The sequence below is a fragment of the Veillonella parvula DSM 2008 genome (assembly GCF_000024945.1).
GTDB lineage: Bacteria > Bacillota > Negativicutes > Veillonellales > Veillonellaceae > Veillonella > Veillonella parvula.
Genome location: NC_013520.1, coordinates 743,952 through 765,707 on the forward strand (window position 1 = coordinate 743,952; position 21,756 = coordinate 765,707).

15 protein-coding genes are annotated in these 21,756 nt (G+C 38.1%); 9 read left to right on the forward strand and 6 right to left on the reverse strand.

Annotation, left to right across the window (positions count from 1 at the left end):
• Nucleotides 1–22 precede the first annotated feature (22 nt).
• From metG to VPAR_RS03155, 6 genes are all read left to right on the forward strand, one after another.
• On the forward strand, nucleotides 23–1,969 hold the full coding sequence (metG, locus tag VPAR_RS03130; protein WP_012864133.1) for a methionine--tRNA ligase: 1,947 nt from the start codon (nucleotides 23–25) through the stop codon (nucleotides 1,967–1,969).
• Nucleotides 1,969–2,739, forward strand: a complete 771-nt coding sequence (locus VPAR_RS03135) for a TatD family hydrolase (protein WP_012864134.1) — start codon at nucleotides 1,969–1,971, stop codon at nucleotides 2,737–2,739. The genes metG and VPAR_RS03135 overlap by 1 nt, the downstream gene beginning before the upstream one ends.
• A gap of 215 nt (nucleotides 2,740–2,954) precedes the next feature.
• Nucleotides 2,955–4,502 carry an exopolyphosphatase gene (gene ppx, locus VPAR_RS03140; protein ID WP_012864135.1) on the forward strand — a complete coding sequence of 516 codons (1,548 nt, stop codon included), beginning with the start codon at nucleotides 2,955–2,957 and terminating at the stop codon, nucleotides 4,500–4,502.
• The gene (locus VPAR_RS03145; protein ID WP_004697172.1) at nucleotides 4,502–6,067 is read left to right on the forward strand and encodes a Ppx/GppA phosphatase family protein; all 1,566 of its coding nucleotides are present in this window, start codon (nucleotides 4,502–4,504) and stop codon (nucleotides 6,065–6,067) included. The genes ppx and VPAR_RS03145 overlap by 1 nt, the downstream gene beginning before the upstream one ends.
• Nucleotides 6,057–8,174: a polyphosphate kinase 1 gene (ppk1, locus tag VPAR_RS03150; RefSeq protein ID WP_012864136.1), complete on the forward strand. Its 2,118-nt coding sequence runs from the start codon at nucleotides 6,057–6,059 to the stop codon at nucleotides 8,172–8,174. The genes VPAR_RS03145 and ppk1 overlap by 11 nt, the downstream gene beginning before the upstream one ends.
• A 425-nt stretch (nucleotides 8,175–8,599) precedes the next feature.
• Complete coding sequence (locus VPAR_RS03155; RefSeq protein WP_012864137.1) at nucleotides 8,600–9,577, forward strand: resuscitation-promoting factor; 978 nt, start codon at nucleotides 8,600–8,602, stop codon at nucleotides 9,575–9,577.
• A gap of 47 nt (nucleotides 9,578–9,624) precedes the next feature.
• On the opposite strand, the gene msrB is transcribed toward VPAR_RS03155, so the two are convergent.
• The 3 genes from msrB to VPAR_RS03170 all read right to left on the reverse strand — a co-directional run bounded on the left by msrB (nucleotide 9,625) and on the right by VPAR_RS03170 (nucleotide 12,877).
• A complete protein-coding gene (msrB, locus tag VPAR_RS03160) occupies nucleotides 9,625–10,563 on the reverse strand; it encodes a peptide-methionine (R)-S-oxide reductase MsrB (protein WP_012864138.1) in 939 nt (312 codons plus the stop codon).
• The gene (locus tag VPAR_RS03165; RefSeq protein ID WP_012864139.1) at nucleotides 10,564–11,685 is read right to left on the reverse strand and encodes a 5-methyltetrahydropteroyltriglutamate--homocysteine S-methyltransferase; all 1,122 of its coding nucleotides are present in this window, start codon (nucleotides 11,683–11,685) and stop codon (nucleotides 10,564–10,566) included.
• A gap of 253 nt (nucleotides 11,686–11,938) precedes the next feature.
• Nucleotides 11,939–12,877, reverse strand: coding sequence for a LysR family transcriptional regulator (locus tag VPAR_RS03170; protein WP_004697127.1), 939 nt, complete (start codon nucleotides 12,875–12,877; stop codon nucleotides 11,939–11,941).
• A gap of 106 nt (nucleotides 12,878–12,983) precedes the next feature.
• Here VPAR_RS03170 and rnmV point away from each other — a divergent pair, with 106 nt between their 5' ends.
• Both rnmV and rsmA read left to right on the forward strand, forming a co-directional pair.
• A complete protein-coding gene (gene rnmV / locus VPAR_RS03175; RefSeq protein WP_004697202.1) occupies nucleotides 12,984–13,511 on the forward strand; it encodes a ribonuclease M5 in 528 nt (175 codons plus the stop codon).
• Between the two features lie 13 nt (nucleotides 13,512–13,524).
• A complete protein-coding gene (rsmA, locus tag VPAR_RS03180; protein WP_012864140.1) occupies nucleotides 13,525–14,379 on the forward strand; it encodes a 16S rRNA (adenine(1518)-N(6)/adenine(1519)-N(6))-dimethyltransferase RsmA in 855 nt (284 codons plus the stop codon).
• A gap of 90 nt (nucleotides 14,380–14,469) precedes the next feature.
• On the opposite strand, the gene VPAR_RS03185 is transcribed toward rsmA, so the two are convergent.
• Nucleotides 14,470–15,717, reverse strand: a complete 1,248-nt coding sequence (locus VPAR_RS03185) for a sodium/glutamate symporter (protein ID WP_012864141.1) — start codon at nucleotides 15,715–15,717, stop codon at nucleotides 14,470–14,472.
• A gap of 444 nt (nucleotides 15,718–16,161) precedes the next feature.
• Nucleotides 16,162–17,757: a peptide chain release factor 3 gene (locus VPAR_RS03190; RefSeq protein WP_012864142.1), complete on the reverse strand. Its 1,596-nt coding sequence runs from the start codon at nucleotides 17,755–17,757 to the stop codon at nucleotides 16,162–16,164.
• Nucleotides 17,758–17,936: 179 nt separating this feature from the next.
• Here VPAR_RS03190 and VPAR_RS03195 point away from each other — a divergent pair, with 179 nt between their 5' ends.
• Complete coding sequence (locus VPAR_RS03195; RefSeq protein ID WP_012864143.1) at nucleotides 17,937–20,258, forward strand: DNA topoisomerase 3; 2,322 nt, start codon at nucleotides 17,937–17,939, stop codon at nucleotides 20,256–20,258.
• Between the two features lie 126 nt (nucleotides 20,259–20,384).
• On the opposite strand, the gene VPAR_RS03200 is transcribed toward VPAR_RS03195, so the two are convergent.
• Nucleotides 20,385–21,683, reverse strand: coding sequence for a DEAD/DEAH box helicase (locus VPAR_RS03200; protein WP_012864144.1), 1,299 nt, complete (start codon nucleotides 21,681–21,683; stop codon nucleotides 20,385–20,387).
• Nucleotides 21,684–21,756 lie beyond the last annotated feature (73 nt).

A 21,756-nucleotide genomic window follows, 5' to 3' on the forward strand; every position in this document is an offset into this window, starting at 1 on the left:
GAAGGTTAGAAGGAGGCTCATCATGGGAGACACAAAGAAAACGTATTATATTACGACACCTATTTATTATCCAAGTGCTAAGTTGCACATTGGTCATACGTATTGTACATCTGTAGCCGATACAATCGCACGTTTTAAACGATTGGCTGGTTATGATGTACGTTTTTTGACTGGTTCAGATGAACATGGCCAAAAAATCCAACGTGCTGCAGAAGCACAAGGCATTACTCCTCTTGAATATACTACAAATATTGTAAATGGTTTTAAAGCATTGTGGGAAAAAATGCATATTTCCAATGACGATTTTATTCGGACTACTGATGAACGTCATGAAAAGGTTGTTCAAGAGTTATTTACAAAAGCTTATGAAAAGGGCGATATTTACAAAGCCGAATATGAAGGCTGGTATTGTACACCAGACGAAACTTTTTGGACAGAGCAGAAGCTAGGACCTAATCATACTTGTCCGGATTGCGGTCGCCCTGTAGAGCGTGTTAAAGAGGAAAGTTATTTCTTCAAACTCGGTAAATATACGGATCAATGGCTTAAGTTTATTGAAGAGAATCCTGACTTTATTCAGCCTGAATCTCGGCGTAATGAGATGATTCAATTTGTAAAGCAAGGTCTAGAAGACTTGGCAGTGTCTCGTACATCCTTTGATTGGGGAATCAAGGTTCCATTTGATCCTAAACATGTAGTATATGTTTGGTTCGATGCATTAGTGAACTATATTAGTGCACTCTCTCCATTTGATGGTGATGGTGAACTATATAAAAAATACTGGCCTGCAGATCTCCATTTAGTAGGTAAGGAAATCGTACGTTTCCATACTATTATTTGGCCTATGATGCTCATGAGCCTTGAGTTGCCATTACCAAAAAAGGTATTTGGACACGGTTGGATGATTGTAGATGGTACAAAGATGAGTAAATCCTTGGGGAACGTAATCGATCCAATCCCATTGATTGATACATATGGTGCAGATTCTTTGCGTTATTACTTATTAAGCGAGATTACGTTAGGTAATGACGGCAACTTTACGTTACCTAACTTCGTTACAAAAATTAATGCAGATTTATCTAATGATTTAGGTAACTTATTAAACCGTACTATTGCGATGATTGAAAAATACCATGGTGGTGTGATTACAAAATGCGATGATATGGATGATTTAGATCGTGATGTATCTACATTAGCCGTTCAAACTGTAAAAGATTTTGAAGCGACGATGGAAAATATGGAGCTTAATAAAGCTATCAAAATTGTATGGTCCTTTATTGGTCGCATGAATAAATACATTGATGAAACAATGCCTTGGGTATTGGCTAAATCTGAAGATGCTCATGATAAAGTGCGCTTGCAATCTGCTATGTATCACTTGGCAGAGGCATTGCGTATCATTGCCATCTTGGTAAGCCCTGTAATTCCTGTAGGAGCTCCAAAAATCTGGGAACAATTAGGGCTTACAGGTTTTGAAGCGGCTACGTTGGAAGATGCTAAAACTTGGGGATTATTGGCAACAGGTACTAAAGTTGTAAAAGGTGAGCCTATCTATCCACGTTTTGAAGTTCCTGAAATGGTAGATGTAGTTGTTACAGAAGAAGTCGAAGAAGCTGTAGATACATCTAATATTCCACCATTAAAAGAAAATATTACCTATGATGACTTTGAGAAACTCGATCTTCGTGTAGCTAAAGTTATAAGCTGTGAAAAAGTGCCTAAGTCTAAGAAACTGTTGAAATTTGTATTGGATATCGGGATTGAACAGCGTACAGTGTTAAGCGGTATCTCTCAATATTACGAACCGGAGGCTATGGTTGGTAAAAAGGTAATTTATTTGTCTAACTTGGCTCCTAAAAAGATGATGGGCATCGAGTCTTATGGTATGATTTTGTCCGCCTCTGATTGGGAAGAACATTTAGAGGTAACAAATATCGAATCATTACCGGCAGGAAGTGTGGTTAAATAATGAAACTTTTTGATACACATGCTCATGTGAATGATGAGCGCTTTGATAATGATCGTGATGAGATGTTACAAGCCTGTTTTGATACAGGTGTAGAATATATTATGATTCCTGGTGTCGACAGAGGTACTGTTGAGTCAGGTTTAGCTTTGGCTAAACAATATGATCGATTATATGCTGCTGTAGGGACTCATCCCCATGAATCAAAGGACTTTACAGAAGAAGACTACGAGTTTTATAAGGAACAAGCTCTTAACAATGATAAGGTACGTGCTATTGGTGAAATTGGACTAGATTATTACTATGATTTTTCTGACCGTGAAACACAAAAACGCGTATTTATTCGTCAGTTAGAGCTTGCTCGTGAAGTAGATCTCCCGATTATTATCCATGACCGCGATGCACATGGTGATATTATGAATATCTTGCGCAATGAAGGGAAGGATAACTGGGGCATTTTCCATTGCTATTCTGGTAGCTGGGAGATGGCAAAAGAAGCCATTAAAATGGGCTTTTATATTTCCTTTGCAGGTCCTGTAGTATTTCCTAAGTCTACAAATCTTAAGGAAGTGGCAAGACAAGTGCCATTAGAACGAATCCTCATTGAAACCGATTCACCGTATTTGACACCACCACCATTTAGAGGCCGTCGTAATGATCCAAGTAAAACTCAGTTTGTGGCAGAAGAAATTGCAAGCCTTAAAGGGCTCGATGTAGATGAGTTTTGTGAAATTACGTTCAATAATGGTAAACGAGTATTTGGCATCGAGTAAATGTAGAAACTAGTTCATAAGATTATTAGCGAATAAAATATTTGTTGGATTCTAATCACTAAGATTTTCTGTGCTAAAGTATTAGAATGCACGATAAAAATAAATTAGAATTATAAATTATAAAACGCGGTTCTCCCTTATCGGTGAGAATCGCGTTTTTCTATGGTATACTAAAGTATATTCATACTGAACAGAAGTAAGATGAGGATAGCAACATGAAACGTATTGCATTTATAGATTTAGGCTCGAACTCAGTTCGTTTTGTCATATATGAAATTTCTAAGACTGGTAGTTATCGACTGATATATCAAGAGAAAGAAAGTGTACGTCTCAGTGAGAATATGTGGGGAACTCACGAACTGACCAAAGAAGCTATGGAACGCTCTTTGCGTGCTCTAAAAGGTTTTGTACACATGGCTGATGCAATGGAGGCAAATACGATTAAAGCTGTTGCTACCGCAGCAGTACGTTTGGCTAAAAATGGGGATGCTTTTATTAAATCTGTAAAAGAACGAACGGGTTTGGATTTAGAATGTATTGCTGGTGAAGAAGAGGCTCGCCTGGGGTTTCTTGGCGTTATCAATACCATTGGACTTAAGGATTTTATTATTTTTGATTTAGGTGGTGCCAGTACCGAGATAACCCTTGTACGAAATCGTCATATTACAAAATCGGTGAGCTTGCCGATAGGGGCCCTTACCTTAACAGGCACCTATCAGAAGGGGGATGAATATACTCCTAAAGAACTTGATAAACTGACGAAGGTTGTGAAGAAAACGATTAAAGAACATACATGGCTTCGCAATGTGAAATTACCGCTCCTTGGTATCGGCGGCACTGCTCGTAATATTGCTAAAATGGATCAACGCAAGTTATCTTATCCTATTACAAAGCTACATAATTATGAAATTCCATATCATAGATTACATGAGATTTTGGAAGAAGTAAAAGGTAAATCTCTAGAGGAACGCAAAAAGATTAGTGGTTTATCATCGGAGCGCGCTGATATCATTATTGCCGGCCTCACTATCGTAGAAGAATTATTTAACTACGTAAATACTAAAACACTCGTTGTTGGTGGTTGTGGTCTGCGTGAAGGCTTATTTTACGACTATTATGGAGAGCACTACTTAGGTGGTAACTCTATTATTGATGATATTTTAGTACATTCTGCAGAGAATGTCTTGTTAGGTATGACTAAACATGAGTTAGTTCATGCTAAATATATTACAGGTTTAGCTATTAAACTGTATGATGTATTAGAGCCACTTCATAGAGCTGATAAAAAAACAAGACGTTGTTTGATTGCTGCTAGTTTATTACATGATATTGGTAAACGAATTAACTATTATAGTCATGCCCGACATGGCTGCTATATGCTTGTCAATAGTAATTTATATGGGCTTTCTCATGTTGAACAAGCTTTTAGCGCGTTCCTTGTTATGAACTCTCATGGTTTGACACCAAAAGAGTATAAAAACTTCTTATACGGTAAATTGTTAGATCAAGAGCAGCGTTTGTTGGGTCAAAAAATATCTATTATTCTGGCCTTGGCTGAAGCTCTTGATGAAAGTCATGAACAATTTATTCGCCATTTATCCGTGAATCTAAAATATACTAGTGTACTATTAGTAGTAACCTATTTGAACGGTCGCGATATAAGTGTAACAAAAGCGGCTGTAGAGAAATTAGGAAAATCTTTCAAAAAAGAATTTAAGAAAACATTAGAAATAGAGTGGAAGGAAGCTCGTAAGGAGGCATAATGGCATTACCAAAAGCATTACGATATGCAGTGCTACATGTAGGCTCCAGTAGCATGAGTATTACTATTTTAGAATACAAGGGCATCGATGATGTACGCGTTATAGATTATGCCGCTAGGGAGGTAACCTTTGGGGAAGAATTATTCCAAACCTCTCGTTTGAGTTTTGAAACAATTGAGGAAATTTGTCATATCCTAAAGGGATATAAACAATTAATGGCCGATTACGGTGTGAGTCGCTCTAGATTATATGGCACTACTGTAATACGTGAAGCCGCTAATCGTCGTAGTATTCTCGATCAAATTTATATTCAAACAGGTATGCGTGTTGAGGTTATCGACATGCCTAAAGAGGTGTATTACAAATATGCCTTACTATACTACAAGATGACTAATCAGTACCGCTTGACGGATCCTACAAAGGCAACATTATTCCTTGATATTACTTCTGGTGGTGTAGGCTTGACTGTTTGGCGTGGTGAAAGCTTATTATTCCAGCGCAATATGCATAGCGGGTCATTACGTGTTATGGAATCTTTTAATCGCAACCAACGTTCCTCTACATCGTTTCCAATGGCTATTACTGAGTATTTACATCGCATGATAGGCCCATTGCGGGAGGAGCTTAAAACTTTTAATATTAATAGTGTCATTTTATCTGGCGATGAAGCTCAATATATGGCGCGTCTCATGGGAGATGGCAGTAATAAGGACGATATTATTACCATTGAACCAGAACGTTTTAAGGGCTTCATCAAATCCTTTGATGGTGTAACAGCCACTAAGTTGATCAATCGATATAAACTACCTGAATATAAGGCGAATATTTTGATGCCTACTATGATTTTATTTAATGAAATTATAACGGCTATAGAGCCTAAATCGTTGATTTTTAGTAGCTTCTCCTTTTCACAAGGAATAAGCTGGTTCTATGGAGTTGAAGCTGAAAATAATCCCTTTATGTACCAATTGCGTGAGCAAAATGCTCAGCTAGCTCGTGCTGTTGCCGCTAGATATCATACTGACAGCATTCATGATGCTGAGGTGGAACGTTTCAGTTCTTTGTTTTGTAAAACATTACGCCATAAAGGTTTACCGGAGCGGTGGGGTTACTTATGCCGCATTGCAGCTATATTGTGTTCTGTAGGTAAGTTTGTTAATTTACGAAACCATGGAGAGCATGCGTATCATATTGTGATGGGCACAGATATTTTCGGGCTTTCAGAAGAAGAAAAACAAGTAGTGGCAAATGTCGTATTTTATCACTATAAGGGAACTCCATCAGATGATGATACATATTTTAATTCTTTGACAGAATTACAAAAGATTCAAGTTACAAAGTTAGTAGCTATCATTCGTGTGGCCTGTGCTCTCGATGCAGGGAGTAACCAAAAAATCTCAGATGTTATATTGGAAGAGCGCGATAATGTATTGTATGTATTCTGTCGCACTAATGAGGATATTTCACTAGAATGGTGGACGTTTAATCGAGATGCTGAATATTTTACAGAAGTATTTGGTATGGAACTTATGCTTGTAAGAGGAGGTGACCGCCATGTTCAGTAATGCTAAATATTATTTTAATCGTGAATTATCTTGGCTAAAATTTAATCAGCGTGTACTATTAGAGTCCATAGATACAAATACTCCGCTCTTGGAGCGGTTGCGTTTTATTGCTATTGCTAGTTCTAATCTAGATGAGTTTTTTATGATTCGCGTGGCGGGGTTACGTCATCAAGTTGTGAATGGCATTGTTAAATATGATGCGGCTCATATGGATGCAAAGGCACAATTAAAGGCGATAGATGAATCTGTACAACGCCTTGTTGCTATGCAAAGTATGTATTTAAATAATGTTTTGACTGAACTAGAGGCTCATGGCTTTTTCTTTACCCATCCTGATACACTAGATGTAAAAACAAAAGCCTGGCTACGCCATTATTTTGAGGAACATATATACCCCGTAGTAACACCATTGGCTGTTGACTCGGGGCACCCATTTCCATTTTTAACAAATCATACCATTAATGCAATTGTACGTATCTTTCAAATACAAGAGGATGGGACTAAGGATTACAAGATTGCTATCTTGCCAATACCATCTGTATTAGATCGAATCATTGAAGTTCCAAGCCGTGGCAATAAGGAACATCGATTTGTTTATCTAGAAGATGTCATTACTTATTATGCAAATCAATTTTTCCAAGGTTATGGTATTGAAGATTATATGGTTTTCCGTATTACTCGTGATGCAGATCTTGAAATAGATGAGGAAGAAGCAACAGATTTGCTATCTGAAGTAGAGGCATCCTTGCGGCGTCGCCGTCGTGGTGATGCGGTACGTCTTGAAGTTTGTGGAGAGATAAAGGATCACTTATTAGATTTTGTCCTTACAAGTGTAGAATTAGAGCAAAAGGACGTATATCGCATTGATGGACATTTGGATTGCCGTATGTATTTTGATTTCTGTAATTATCCAGGTTATGATAAGCTCCGATATGAACCGTTTGATCCTAAGATTCCTAGTGAATTAGTTGATTATGAAGGTGATAGCTTATTTTCTATTATTGGGAAGCAAGATCTTTTTGTTCATCATCCCTTTGAATCTTTTGCAGTGGTTGAGCAATTTATTGCACAAGCAGCGATAGATCCTGATGTATTGGCTATTAAACAAACATTATATCGCGTTAGTGGGGATTCTCCGATTATTGCGTCCTTAATAAAAGCGGCAGATAATGGGAAACAAGTAACCGTCCTTATGGAGGTTAAGGCGCGGTTTGATGAAGAAAACAATATTCATATGGCTCGTCGACTCGAAAAAGCGGGATGTCATGTTATTTATGGTTTAAAAGGTCTTAAGACACACTCTAAAATTACTATGGTGGTACGCCGGGAAACGGATGGTATTAGGCGGTATGTCCATCTAGCAACGGGAAACTATAATGGTAAAACAGCTCGGATGTATACTGATTGTGGTATATTTACTTGTAATGATGAGTATGGTGATGATGCGTCACGTTTTTTTAACTTGATTTCTGGATATTCTGACCCACCGATTTGGAATAAGTTTATTGTAGCGCCTTTAAATTTACGTGAAAAAATTATGGAACTTATTGACCGTGAAATCGAGTTTGCTAAGAATGGGGAAGAAGCCTATATCATTGGTAAGATGAATTCTCTGCTCGATAAAAAGGTCATTGCCAAGTTGTATGAAGCTTCTTCTGCTGGAGTTCGTATCGATCTTATCGTGCGTGGTATTTGTACGCTTCGCCCTGGCATTGCCGGTGTTAGTGATAATATCACAGTACGCTCTATTGTGGGGCGTTTTCTTGAACATCATCGTTTGTTCTACTTTCGTAATGGAGGGAATGAAAGTCTGTACCTATCTAGTGCAGATTGGATGCCTCGAAATTTGAATGAACGTGTAGAGCTTATGATTCCTATTGAAGATAAACGCCATAAAGAACGGGTAAAAAGTATTTTAGATTTATATTTAGATGATACATTAAAAGCTCATTTTATGAGAGCTGATGGTTCGTATCATAAAATCAATGATCGAGAGAATCCTATATCTGCTCAAGAGGAGCTAATGAAAGCTGCTATTGAGCATGAAAACAGAGAGTCAATGACGGTCATTGAACGGTTACAACCAATGTTAAAAATGAATAGATGATGAAGAAACCTTAATATATTAAGTAATGAATTTTAATACAATTACATAACATATAAAAAGCCCATTATATGGGCTTTTTTACTTTCTTATACATTTAAAGATGAGGGTAAAGTGAAGTTTTGAGTGTTCTAGAAAATGTTGGTAACAATTGAAAAACACATAAAAATACAAATTTAGTAATAAAAAATCTGTATATACTATATGTGGTATTAGTGTTGTATATATGTACACAATTCGGAATATATTGTATAGTATTTAAAAATATCGATATGTACGCATACAGTGGACTTTTATTAAAAAATACAAAATACAAACTATTATAAATTGAGTGTTTATAAAGGGCTTTGGCTTATTGTTAACTTACGGCGTTTGACAGGTTGTATCTATCTGTAGTAGAATAATACCATTACAGGAGGGATTACAACATGAGAATTCATAAGACACACAAGCGATATATTTCGTCTGTTGTTGCCGGATTGATTGTAACAGCTGTAACCATGACCGGTTTTTCTTATAATGATAAAACCGTTACCGTTATGGTAGATGGTGCAGCACACACTGTTAGAACGCATTTAAATTCTAACGAAGGCATTGTACGCGATGCTGGGGTTAAGTTAAATCCAAATGATAAAGTTATTTCTAGTTCATCTACAGTTCAAAATGGAACAACCTTAACGGTTGTTCGTGCTATTCCAGTTTATGTAACTGTAAATGGTAAAACAAGAGCTGTATTCACTACAGAAACAACTGCTCAAGGTGTTGCTAATGAGCTTGGTTTCAAAGCACCTAACTATGTAGTAGTGGGCGATGAAAATGGATCTGTTTTAAGTGGTACACGTATAACAATTGCTCAAGTAACAAGCCGCTCTCTATCTACAGTAGATCAAGAAGTTGCTGTTGAAGTGGTTCGTCAAAAAGATGATACTATGGCTAAGGGCGAAGAAGAGGTTGTTCAAGTTGGTCAACCTGGCTTAGAACGAGTACAACGTGAAACACTATATAGTAATGGTACCGTTATTAAAACTAATGACGTATCTAAAGTAACACAACGTGCAATGATTCCTACAATTATTAAAGAGGGCACTCGTGAAGTGACTACATCTCGTAATGTGGCGGGTCGTGCATCTCGCGCTATCGTAATGGAAGCATCTGCTTATCTTGCTGGCGATGGTGATGGTGCTGGTATTACAGCTACGGGTGTACCTGCAGTACGTGGCATAGCAGCAGTTGACCCAGATGTTATTCCATTGGGTACACGTTTATTTATTCCTGGTTACGGTGAAGCTATTGCTGCCGATACAGGTGGTGCTATAGTAGGTAACAAAATCGATCTTGTAATGGACTCTTATGGGGAGGCTATGGACTTTGGTCGTCAAGACGTTACAGTGTACGTTTTAGATTAATATAATAAAAGGACGCCTTACATATGTAAGGCGTCCTTTTATTTTAACTAGTCTTCAATATATGGAATTAAGTATTCGTATTTGGTACCCTTTAATTCTTCTTTAGGGATAAATCTTAAAGCTGATCCATTGATACAGTAGCGAAGAGAGCCATTAGGCCCATCTTCAAATACATGACCTAAATGAGCATTACCGATGCGGCTACGAACTTCTATGCGATTCATACCATGTGAGTCATCTTGGTAATATTTGATAACATCTTTAGCTATTGGCTTAGTAAAGCTAGGCCAGCCACAATGAGAATCGAATTTATGGGCTGATACAAAAAGGGGTTCTCCAGTTGTAATATCTACGTAGAGACCTGCTTTGAACTCATCTGTTAGTTCATGGCTGAAAGGTGCATCTGTAGCAGAGTTTTGAGTTACTTCAAATTCTTGTGGCGTTAATGCCTCTAAATCTTCCTGGGAAGGTTTAGCATATGTATTATCATCGATGAGTGGTTCATCAGATAACCCCAATGGAATGTGACAATAGCCATTAGGATTTTTGTCTAAGTAATCTTGATGGTATTCCTCAGCAGAGTAGTAATTCTCTAAAGGCAATACTTCAATAGCAAATGGTTTACCTTCGAAGGCTTGAGCATGAGCTAAGGTGCTTTCAATAACGCCCTTATCTGTTGGATCAGTATAATAAATACCCGTGCGATATTGAATTCCTACGTCACCACCTTGTTTGTTGACACTAAAGGGATCAATAGCACGTAGGAAATATTGAATTAAGTGATTTAAAGATAATATATCAGCATCGTAAGTGACCTTGAGGGCTTCTACGTGCCCACTATTGTGGCATACATCTTCATAACTTGGATTTTCTGTAGGACCATTAGCATAGCCTACCTCAGTAGAAAGGACACCGGAGATCTTTTTGATATACCCCTGAAGGCCCCAGAAGCAACCACCGCCTAAATAAATAGTATGTTCACTCATTTAATCACCCCAAACTTCATGAGCTATTTCTTTGACTAATGCGAGTTTAGCCCATTGTTCTTCCTCGGTCAATTGGTTGCCAATTTCACAGGATGCAAAGCCACATTGAGGGGATAAGCAAAGTCTTTCGAGAGGGATATATTTTGTTGCTTCTTTGATACGTTCTTTGATGACTTCTTTATCTTCTAACTCAGGGCGTTTAGATGTGATAAGGCCTAATACAACTTTTTTATTAGGAGAAACTTCACGCAATGGCTCAAAACCTCCAGAGCGATCATCATCAAATTCTAGGTAATAAGCGTCTACATTTTCCTTGGCAAATAGGATAGGGGCAATAGGTTCGTACCCACCGCTAGCCGCCCATGTAGAGTTATAGTTACCACGACATACATGTGTAGTAAATGCTAAGTCGTGAGGGCGACCTTCAAGAGCTAAGTTATTCAAACGTAAATATTTAGCGGTTTCACCTTCAATGGTTACACTTTTATCCTTTTGACGACCTGTCCAGTAAGCATGGTCACAACACATACCCCAAGTACAATCATCAAATTGAATATTGCGGCAACCTGCATCGTAAAGGTCTTTAATTACTTGGCGATAGGCGGCAGCAATATCTTGAATCAATTCTTCTAAATCTGGATAGAAGGAGCGCGTTGTAATGCCATTGTCTTCACGGAATAACTCTGCCAAAAACTGAGAGGGAGCAGGAATCGTTTGACGCGCCGTAGTATTTTCGTCTTCAAATTGTTTTACAAATTTGAAATGTTCAACGAATGGGTGGTTTGTTCCCGTAATTTTGCCAGTAAGGGCGAGGGAGCCGGGTGCTGTTTCTTGACCGACGAATTTGTAACCGTGTTCCAGTTCAATTTCTTTTACGCCGTTAAAGCCCCACATGAAGTCTAGATGCCAATAGGCACGACGGAATTCGCCATCTGTAATCACTGGTAGGCCAGCTGCTTTCTGTTTTTGAATGAGGTCTGTAATAAGACGATCTTCAACGGCTGTTAATTCTTCTCGAGTAATATTTCCCTTATTAAAAGCTTCGCGTGCTTCTTTTAATTCTGCTGGGCGTAGGAAGGAACCTACGATATCAAAGTGGAATGGTGCTGTATGTTTGGACATAATAATCCTCCTTATATAAACGATTAAATCGATAATTTTGATAGGTTAATTATAGCTAAGTATGATTATATATAAAAATATCAATATGTTTGAGTTGTATATAGTTTGAAGTTATGTCTATGAGTGATTTTATGCTTTAAGTTATACCCAAGAAGGCACTCTCTAAAATAGAGAGTGCCTTCTTTATGGATTATCTAATACATCTAAATTGAACAATAGTGTTGTATCGCTCTATAAATAATATGATATATAATTATTTTTTGTTTTCCGGTAATTGAATATGTCTACCGTAATTACTAACGTATTGTTCTAGGGCGTGGATATATTCTTGACCTAAACGGCTACGTTGCATTTTATTATTAGTAATGTAGCCAATGTGCATTAAACCTTCTTCGGCAAGTGGAACGGAAATGATATTTTCACCATTTACCTCTTTATCGATTACACCACTAGATACAGTGTATCCATCAAGGCCAAGTAATAGGCTAAATAAAGATGCTCTATCGCGAACACGGATATGTTTTGGGCGTACTACAGTACTGAAGATTTCTTCAGAGAAGTAGAAGGAGTTGTGATCGCCTTGCTCAAAGGAAATATATGGATATTCCTCTAATTCGTCCATAGAGACTACCTCTTTATGGGCTAGTGGATGCGTTTTACCAATAAAGATATGAGGATGGGCCGTAAATAATTCAGTAAAGGTTAATTCGTTAGTGTGAATTAATTTTTCTAATACAGGACGGTTGAAATCATTATAATAGAGCAAACCAATTTCACTCTTCATATGAGCTACGTCATCGATAATTTCATAGGTTTGTGTTTCTCGTAAGGATACATCATATTGATCGATTTCAGCGCCTTTTAAAAGCTCTACAAATGCATTGACTGCAAAGGAGTAATGTTGAGTAGACACAGAAAATTGTTTTTTACCACCGCTTTGGCTCTTATATTGCTCCTCTAAAAGGGCTGCTTGTTCTAACACTTGGCGCGCATAGCCGAGGAAGCGTTCCCCTTCTTTAGATACAGTAATTCCTTTATTAGTACGATCGAAAATGGTAATACCCATTTCTTTCTCTAGTTCTTTAATAGCCTTGGTGAGACTCGGTTGAGACACAAATAATCTCTTGGCTGCCTCACTAATACTGCCTATATTGGCAATTGTTGTGACATACTTTAATTGTTGTAAGGTCATAATTGGCCTCCTTTTATATATTACACTATTAATACTACTCGATTATAAGTATTTAAGCAATGTTATATATATGTTACAATGTATTAATAGAATAAAAGGGGGATATATGTTAAAACAAGTCATTGTCGTAGAAGGAAAATCTGATATACAACGTATCGCTCAAGCTGTAGACGCTGATTGCATTGCTACAGAAGGATTTACCCTCAGAAGAGGTGTTATCGATATGATTCGCGTTGCCTATGAGAAACGTGGCATTATTATATTAACTGATCCTGATACAGCAGGGGAGCGAATCCGACGCGTTTTAACTAAAAAATTCCCTAATGCACAACATGCTTTTGTGCCTCGTGACGAAGCGTTTGCAAATGATGATATTGGCATAGAACAAGCATCTCCAGAGTCAATCAGAAAGGCTTTATCTACATTACACGTAGAGTCTTTAGAATCATCCAACGAATTTACTATGGTGGACTTAGTGCGTCACGGACTGTCTGGTATGCCTGATAGTGCGGCTCGTCGAGCAGTTATTGGTGCTAAATTAGGTATTGGATACGGTAATGGTAAACAATTTTTGTACCGTTTAAATCATTATGGTATAACTCGAGATGCTTATGAAGAGGCAGTAAATTGTTAAAATAGGAGTTAAGATGTTAGAATCAGTAATTGCAAGCCCAGAGGTTGTGCATTATATATGTAAGCGCTTTGATATTAAAATGAGCAAAAAGCTAGGGCAAAATTTTCTTATTAAGCGAGGCATAGTTGATAAAATTGTACATGCTGCGGAATTAACCGTAGGGGAACCTGTCCTAGAGGTTGGCCCTGGCATTGGTACGTTGACACAAGGTTTAGCTCAAAGTGGGGCAGATGTAACGGCTATCGAGCTAGATCGTCGCTTATTAGAGGTACTCGATACGACATTGGCATCTTATAACAATGTACGCATCATTCATGGTGACGTGTTAAAGCTTGATGTGCCAACGATTATGAATCACAAACCATTTAAAGTAGTTGCTAATTTGCCATACTATATTACAACACCTATTATTATGTCTTTGTTGGAAAGTAAATTACCTATTGAACGTCTCGTTGTGATGGTGCAAAAAGAGGTAGCTTTACGCATGGTAGCAAAGCCGGGCACAAAGGATTATGGTGCATTATCTGTTGCTGTTCAGTATTATACGGAACCAGATATTGTTCTAGATGTACCGCCTAAATCTTTCTTGCCAGCTCCAGCGGTGACAAGTTCTGTTATCCGTTGTGTATTGCGTGATAAACCACCTGTAGATGTGATTGATGAGAAACTATTCTTTCGCGTTGTGAAAGCAGGTTTTGCGCAACGCCGTAAAACATTCTCTAATACGATGAAAACAACGGGCTTAACAAGGGATAGAATTGAAGAGTTATTAGCAAAAGCAAATATTGATGGTCAACGAAGAGGTGAGACCTTTACCCTTCAAGAATTTGCCGATGTAGCCAACGCGTGGGCGACTTTAATCAAATAGTATAATACATAAAGAGCTTATTGTACTGATAAAATATCATTTCAATAAGCTCTTTTTCATGAAAAAAGGACCCAAATGGGTCCTTTTTAGTTAGTAAAGAATGCCAGCCATGGTTGTAATGAGGAAAGCATTTGCAAAGTCGATTAAGAAGGCACCTACTAAGGAAACTACGAGCCAGGCAAGAGGGGATGGACCGTGTTTACTTGCTAAGGATAACATGTTAACTAATGCGTTTGGTGTAGCACCTAAACCGAAACCGATAGCTCCGGAACCAAGCATAACTGCATCGTAGTTGCGACCAAAGAGGAAGTAAATAAGGTATGCAAATACACAGATAAGTCCCATTTGTACAACTAAGATTGTAATAAGTGGTAAAGCAAGATCAATTAATTGAACTAACTTTAAGCTGTTGATAGCCATTGTTACGAATAAAGATAATGCTACATTAGATACCGCATCAAGAGCTGCATCGTTGATTTTGTATGCTTTAGTAAAATCACCAAAGTTACGAATTACTGCTGCACAAATCATAGCACCAATATATGCAGGTAGTGGAGTAAGAACAGATAATCCAGCACTTACGATGGTACCGATGCCTAATGCAAGGCCAATCCACATACAAATTGTTAAAAGATCTTGAGAGTTGAACTGTTTGCCACCACTTTCAACGTGATCTTCGATCATATCGATGCCTTCATCCTCCATTAGCTCAGGATTTTCATAAGGTGTTTTAACTTTATGCATTTTAATAATGCGTTCACCTACAGGCGCACCGAGGATTGTACCAGCTACCATGCTAAATGTTGCAGCTGCAACTGCTGCGGAAGCGGTACCAGGGATACCAAGTAATTGTTCGTAATATGGACCGAAGGCACCAGCTGTACCAAGGCCACCAATCATAGATACAGAACCAGCCATGATGCCAATAATTGGCTCAATTCCTAATGCTTTAGCAATCATAATACCTGCAGTATTTTGTACTACAATCCACACTGCACATGCTAAGAAGAAGAAAATAATGAAGATACCACCCTTTTTGAGGACTTTTAAGGATGCCATTAAACCGATAGTGGTAAAGAAGGCAAGCATTAGAAATGTTTGTAAGGAACCTTCAAAGGTAATGTTTAAGATTTTATAATAAGACAAAATAGCAGTTAAAAATGCAAATGGAAGAGCGCCTACGGCTGGTGCAGGCATACACATACGTTGTAAGAACTTGGAATGCTTATTGATCCAAGTACCGATGAATAAGGTAATTACAGCAAGACCTACAGTTTGAATCATGGACAGTTTTAAGGTCCATACATTGTTGACTAGGGCTAAGTCAATAAGTGGCATAAAATCACTCCTTTAAAATAAAAAATAAATCTGAATTTTATGGTATCATGAATGGTCAAAAAATACTATAGAATATATAACGTATAAAAAGTTTACATTTTTATCTTTAAACACTCATAACAACACAAAAAAACAATAATATTAATAAAGCTATTTTTATGATTATACATATAAATATAGAAAAGTAATAGTATATATTACTTATGTACATAATCATACTATATGTATTCGACTTAAATCTGTGATTTTCCTTCTTGTTATAAAAAAATAAACTGGAATATATTTTTTATATTTATAATTATATAAAATATACTCCAGTTTTAAAATTTAATATTTTTATGTTATTTCGTAAGGCTCTAAATTATAAATGCGATAAATTCGTTCTATAAATGCATGTTAAGTTATAACTAAAATATATATACCTAGCAATAAGCTAATTAGAAGTTATAGCTCATGGTGTAATTTAGGGGTTGTTAAGAATGTTACATCCGGATTACGCTCTTGAACCCAACCCATTTGCCATTCATTGGAAATAAGAACAACGGTGCGATCCCGATTATCTTTTACAATCATCGCATTATCAACACCTTTTAATGATGCAATATCAACTTCGCCATCAATCCAACGGGCTACTCCATATGGCAATGTATGATTTAATAAATCAACGCCATATTCATTTTTGAGGCGGTACTCAAGAACTTCAAATTGAAGCATACCTACGGCACCGACTACGAAGGAATCAAAGGCACCTGGTTGTTCAAAGATTTGAACAGCCCCTTCTTGAGCCAATTGAGTCATACCCTTTTGGAATTGCTTACGTTTCATAGTATCTTTCGGGGATACACGGGCAAAGAATTCCGGCGGGAATACAGGGAAGTCACCGAAAGTTACTTTGTGTTTTTGTGCACAAAGTGTATCGCCTACTCCCATAGTACCTGCATCAAAAACACCAATAATATCGCCTGGATACGCATCTTCCACAATGGTACGTTCCGTAGCTAAGAATTGTTGCGGCTGAGATAGACGGATTGTTTTATTAGATTGACGATGTAATACGGACATACCTTTTTCGAATTTACCAGAGCAAATACGCATAAATACGATGCGGTCATGGTGATTTGGGTCCATATTAGCCTGGATTTTAAATACTAGAGCAGAGAAGTCTTCACTAGTAGGCTGTACCATTTCCTCTACCGCTTGTCGTGGAGCAGGGGATGGAGCTAGTTCTAAGAATTTTTCTAAGAATGGTTTTACCCCGAAGTTAGTCATAGCAGAACCGAAAAACATAGGTGTTAATTCACCAGCACGAACCTTATTAAAATCGAATGGATCGCCAGCAACGTCGAGCAACTCAATATCGTCAAGCAATGCTTGGTATACATCGTCACCTAATAGCTCTTTCATGCGCGGATCCGTTAAAGCACCTTTTTCGGATGCAAGTTTTTCTTGGCCATGAGTTTCGTCTTTTGCAAAGAGCTCGATAGTTTCGTGTTCTCTGTCGTAGACGCCTTTGTATTCGCCATTAATACCGATAGGCCAGTTCATAGGACATGTACGAATGCCCAGAACATTTTCGATTTCTTCCATTAGATCGAATGGGCTACGACCGAAATGGTCAATTTTGTTTACAAATGTAAAGATAGGAATACCGCGCTCTTTTGATACGGCAAATAGTTTCTTTGTTTGGGCCTCTACGCCTTTTGCTACGTCGATAAGCATGACAGCACTGTCAGCAGCCATCAATGTACGGTATGTATCTTCAGAGAAGTCTTGGTGACCAGGAGTATCAAGGATGTTTACGCGACAACCATCGTAGTCAAATTGCAACACGGAACTTGTTACAGAGATACCACGTTGTTTCTCGATTTCCATCCAGTCGGATACGGCGTGTTTTGCAGTTTTACGAGACTTTACGGAGCCTGCTAAGTGAATAGCACCACCATATAATAGTAATTTTTCCGTTAATGTTGTTTTACCCGCATCCGGGTGAGATATGATAGCAAACGTACGACGACGTTGTACTTCTTCTAAAAATGTCATGATTCACCTCTATTAATATGTTTGTAAAAGCAGATAAATCTTTAGGTTCTACTTTCACAGTCTATATATCGTAAAAATTATACATGATTTTTCTAGTTATGACCACTAAATTGTAGTATAATGAGATTTCATAGAACGGCTTGGGGTTTAGCCGTTATCTTTAGGTTAAGGAGGGGACCATGCGGTTATTTATTGCGGAAAAGCCATCCATGGCTCGCGAAATCAGTAAATGCTTGCCAGAAAATAAGAATATCCAAAAGAGGAATGGCTATTTTATCCAGGGTGACGATGTGGTGACCTGGGTAGTAGGTCATGTACTGCATCAGGCTGAGCCCGGAGATTACGATGATAAATATATCCGTTGGCGTCCTCAAGATTTGCCTATCGTGCCAGCTGAGTGGAAATTGCTTGTCACAGATAGCAGCCGTCAACAGTTTGAGATTGTAAAAGACCTTATCGACAAAGCTGATGTCATCGTCAACGCAGGTGACCCGGATCGGGAAGGGCAACTCTTAGTTGATGAAGTTTTGTACTATGTAGGTAATACAAAACCAGTACAGCGTATTCTATTAAATGCCCTCGATGAAAAATCCATTCGTTCCGCTCTTGATGATTTGAGAGATAACAAGGACTTTCACAATCTATATCAATCTGCATTGGCAAGAGCACGGGCAGACTGGCTCATTGGGATGAATTTATCTCGGGCATATACATTATCTGAACGTTATAAAGGTAATAAGGTAACATTGCCAATTGGTCGTGTAAAGACGCCAACCTTAGCTCTTGTTGTACGTAGAGAACGAGAGTTAGCTGCATTTAAACCAGTAGACTATTTTACTGTAAAGGTATTATATAACCATCCTAATGGGGTGTTTTGGGCCACTTGGCAGCCGACAGATGAGCAAAAAGGATTAGATCCTGATGGTCGTCTTATTAATAAGGCTATAGCTGATTCATTAGTTGAACAATTGCAAAGTGGACCTGATGGTGTTATTAAAGCTGTTACTAAATCCAAAAAGAAAGATGTACAGCGTTTACCGTTATCCCTGTCATCCTTACAGGTACTGGCAGGTAAAGCCTTTTCTTATGATCCACAGACTGTACTTGATACAGCGCAAAAATTATACGAAAAGAAATTAACTACCTATCCACGTTCTGATTGTGAATATTTACCACCCAATCAATATGATGATCGCAATGCAATCCTCAACAATCTACAAAATGCAGGTGATGAGAGATTAGCACAGTGGGCTGCCGATGCAGATCGTTCTATTAAGAGCCGTGCTTGGAATGAAAAGAAAATTACCGCCCATCATGCTATTATTCCTACAACGGTGGCTTGTAATATAAATAGTTTGTCCCAAGAGGAGCGAAATATTTATTTCCTCATCAGTCAAGCTTATATTGCTCAATTTTATGGGGAGCATATTTACGAGCAAACTAAAATTGTAGTAGAACAATGTAAGGAAGAGTTTGTAGCTAATGGTCGTGTAGTTATCGAAGAAGGATGGAAATTGCTTTATAAACGACATAAGTCTAAATCTACGACGGACAATGACGAGCCCGATCTAACCGATGAGCGTGGGGCTGAGTCAGACCCTAAAAAAGAGATTATTGAAGAAACGGACCACTTGCCAGCAGTTAAAAAGAACGATACTGTTTTATATACGGATTCTTCTGTAGAGGCTAAACAAACAAAGCCACCATCCCGTTTTACGCCGTCCACATTACTACAAGCGATGAAGGAAATTCATAAATTCGTAAAAAATGAAGATTTGAAAAAACAATTAAAGGCTGTATCTGGTATTGGTACAGAAGCAACGCGGGCAAACATAATTGATGAGCTTATCAGTCGAGGCTTTATGAAAACGTCAGGGAAGAAGCAAGTCTTATCTCCAACGGAAACGGGCTATCTCTTAGTAGATGCTCTGCCAGAAGAGCTGCTTTATCCTGATGAAACAGCTGTTTGGGAAGAACGCTTAGCACTTATGAGCGAAGGAGAGGATACATTAGATTCCTTCTTAGCAGATCAAATTAAGTTTTTAAAATTATTAATTGATAAACTTGGTTTTGATAAAGTAATAAACTCTGATCAAATGATGCCAAATGTGGTACGAACTATAACGAGTCAAAATCGTAAGCGCCCTATGGATAGTGAAAGCGTAGACTTGTCTTCCTTACCTGTATGTCCTAAATGTAAAAAAGGACGTTTGCAACAGCGGAATGGTAAATTTGGTGCCTTTTTAGGGTGCACGAATTATCCTACGTGTAAACATACGCAGCCAGTAGAAGGGGATACTTCTAGTGTTGAAGGTAATATTGAAGTATCTGATGAAGATAAACAATATAAATGCCCTAGATGTAACGTAGGTTACTTTGTGAAACAAGAGGTGAGAGGTCGAACAAACTGGATTTGTAGCAATCGATCTCAATGTAAGACCCAATGTTCTGATGTAGATGGGGTACCGAGTATTTATGTTAACAAATCTAACATTACTTAGAAATGATTGTTTTTATTGTAAATAATAAAAAGACGCGCACAGCTAAGCTGTACGCGTCTTTTTTGTTTAAAACTGCTTTTGTAGAAGAAAAATTTCTTCATTTAGTTTAGGATATTAAGCTGAATTTTATCTGCGTTTGCCACGACGCCCAGTCTGAGACGTAGAAGCGCGGCGTTGGCGTGTATTTGAGCCTTTGTGACCTCGTGCCTTGTGAGCTTTAGCCTTAGTTGATTGGTAAGTGCTTGTAACCTTAGGTTTACTAACTAATTTTGTGCGCTTCGGAGCAGTACTGGCGTTGCCCTTAGTCTTAATCTGACCATCTTTTGTATATTTGGTAAGCGTAGCTTGAATAGCTCGTTCAATACGTCTTAACCAAGCCTCATCCTGTGGAGTTGCAAATGTTACAGCAATACCTGAGTTACCAGCACGACCTGTACGTCCAATTCGATGGATATAGTAATCTACATCGCGAGGTACGTCGTAATTATATACATGTGTGATACCTTCAATGTCGATACCGCGAGCCGCAATATCGGTAGCCACTAAGATTTGTGTTTTAGCTTTTGCAAAGTCTCGTAGAATTTGTGTGCGACGACCTTGTGTCAAGTCACCGTGCATTTCTGCAATATTAAGCCCTGCTGCGGTTAACTCGTAGGATAAACGAATGGCACCTTCCCGTTTATTACAGAATACAATTGCTAAGAATGGATTGTCATCTTCAATCATTTTGATGAGACGTTGTGTTTTTTCTTCAGGATTCATCATATACACTCGTTGATCAATTGATTCGAGCGTGATATGTTTGCCTTCTGCTGTTACAGAAATAGGTTTAGACATGTATGCCTTTGCGAGATTTCGGATTTTATCTGGAATTGTTGCAGAGAATAGCAACAGTTGCCTATTAGCGTCTGTTTGGCTAATGAGATTTTCAATATCTGGTAAGAAACCCATATGCAACATTTGGTCTGCTTCGTCTAGTACAACACGGCGAATACAATCTAAATGTAGGGAACCGCGTTTTGCGTGATCTAATAATCGACCAGGTGTACCTAGAATAACTTGAGGACGACGTCCCAGTTGCTGTAGTTGGGCTTCAATAGTTTTACCACCGATGAGAGGGAGGATATCTACATTTAAAATAGAACCTAGTTCCTTCGCTTCGTCGGAAATTTGTTTAATTAGTTCCCGTGTAGGTGCAATGATAAGCACTTGTTCTTGATGAACATCAGTATGTACACGTTGTAAAATTGGCAGTAAGAAGGCTAGTGTCTTCCCCGTGCCTGTTTGAGCTTTTGCTATGACATCATTCCCTTTAAAGACGACAGGAATGGATTGTTCTTGAATTGGCGTGGGCTCCTTGATACCTTGTTTTTGTAGGGCTATGATGAGCTCATCACAAACACCTAAAGATTTAAAAGATTTCATGGATTGTCCTTTCTATAATATATATTATATTAATTATACAGTATGCACATACTAGGGGCAAATGAATTGAACT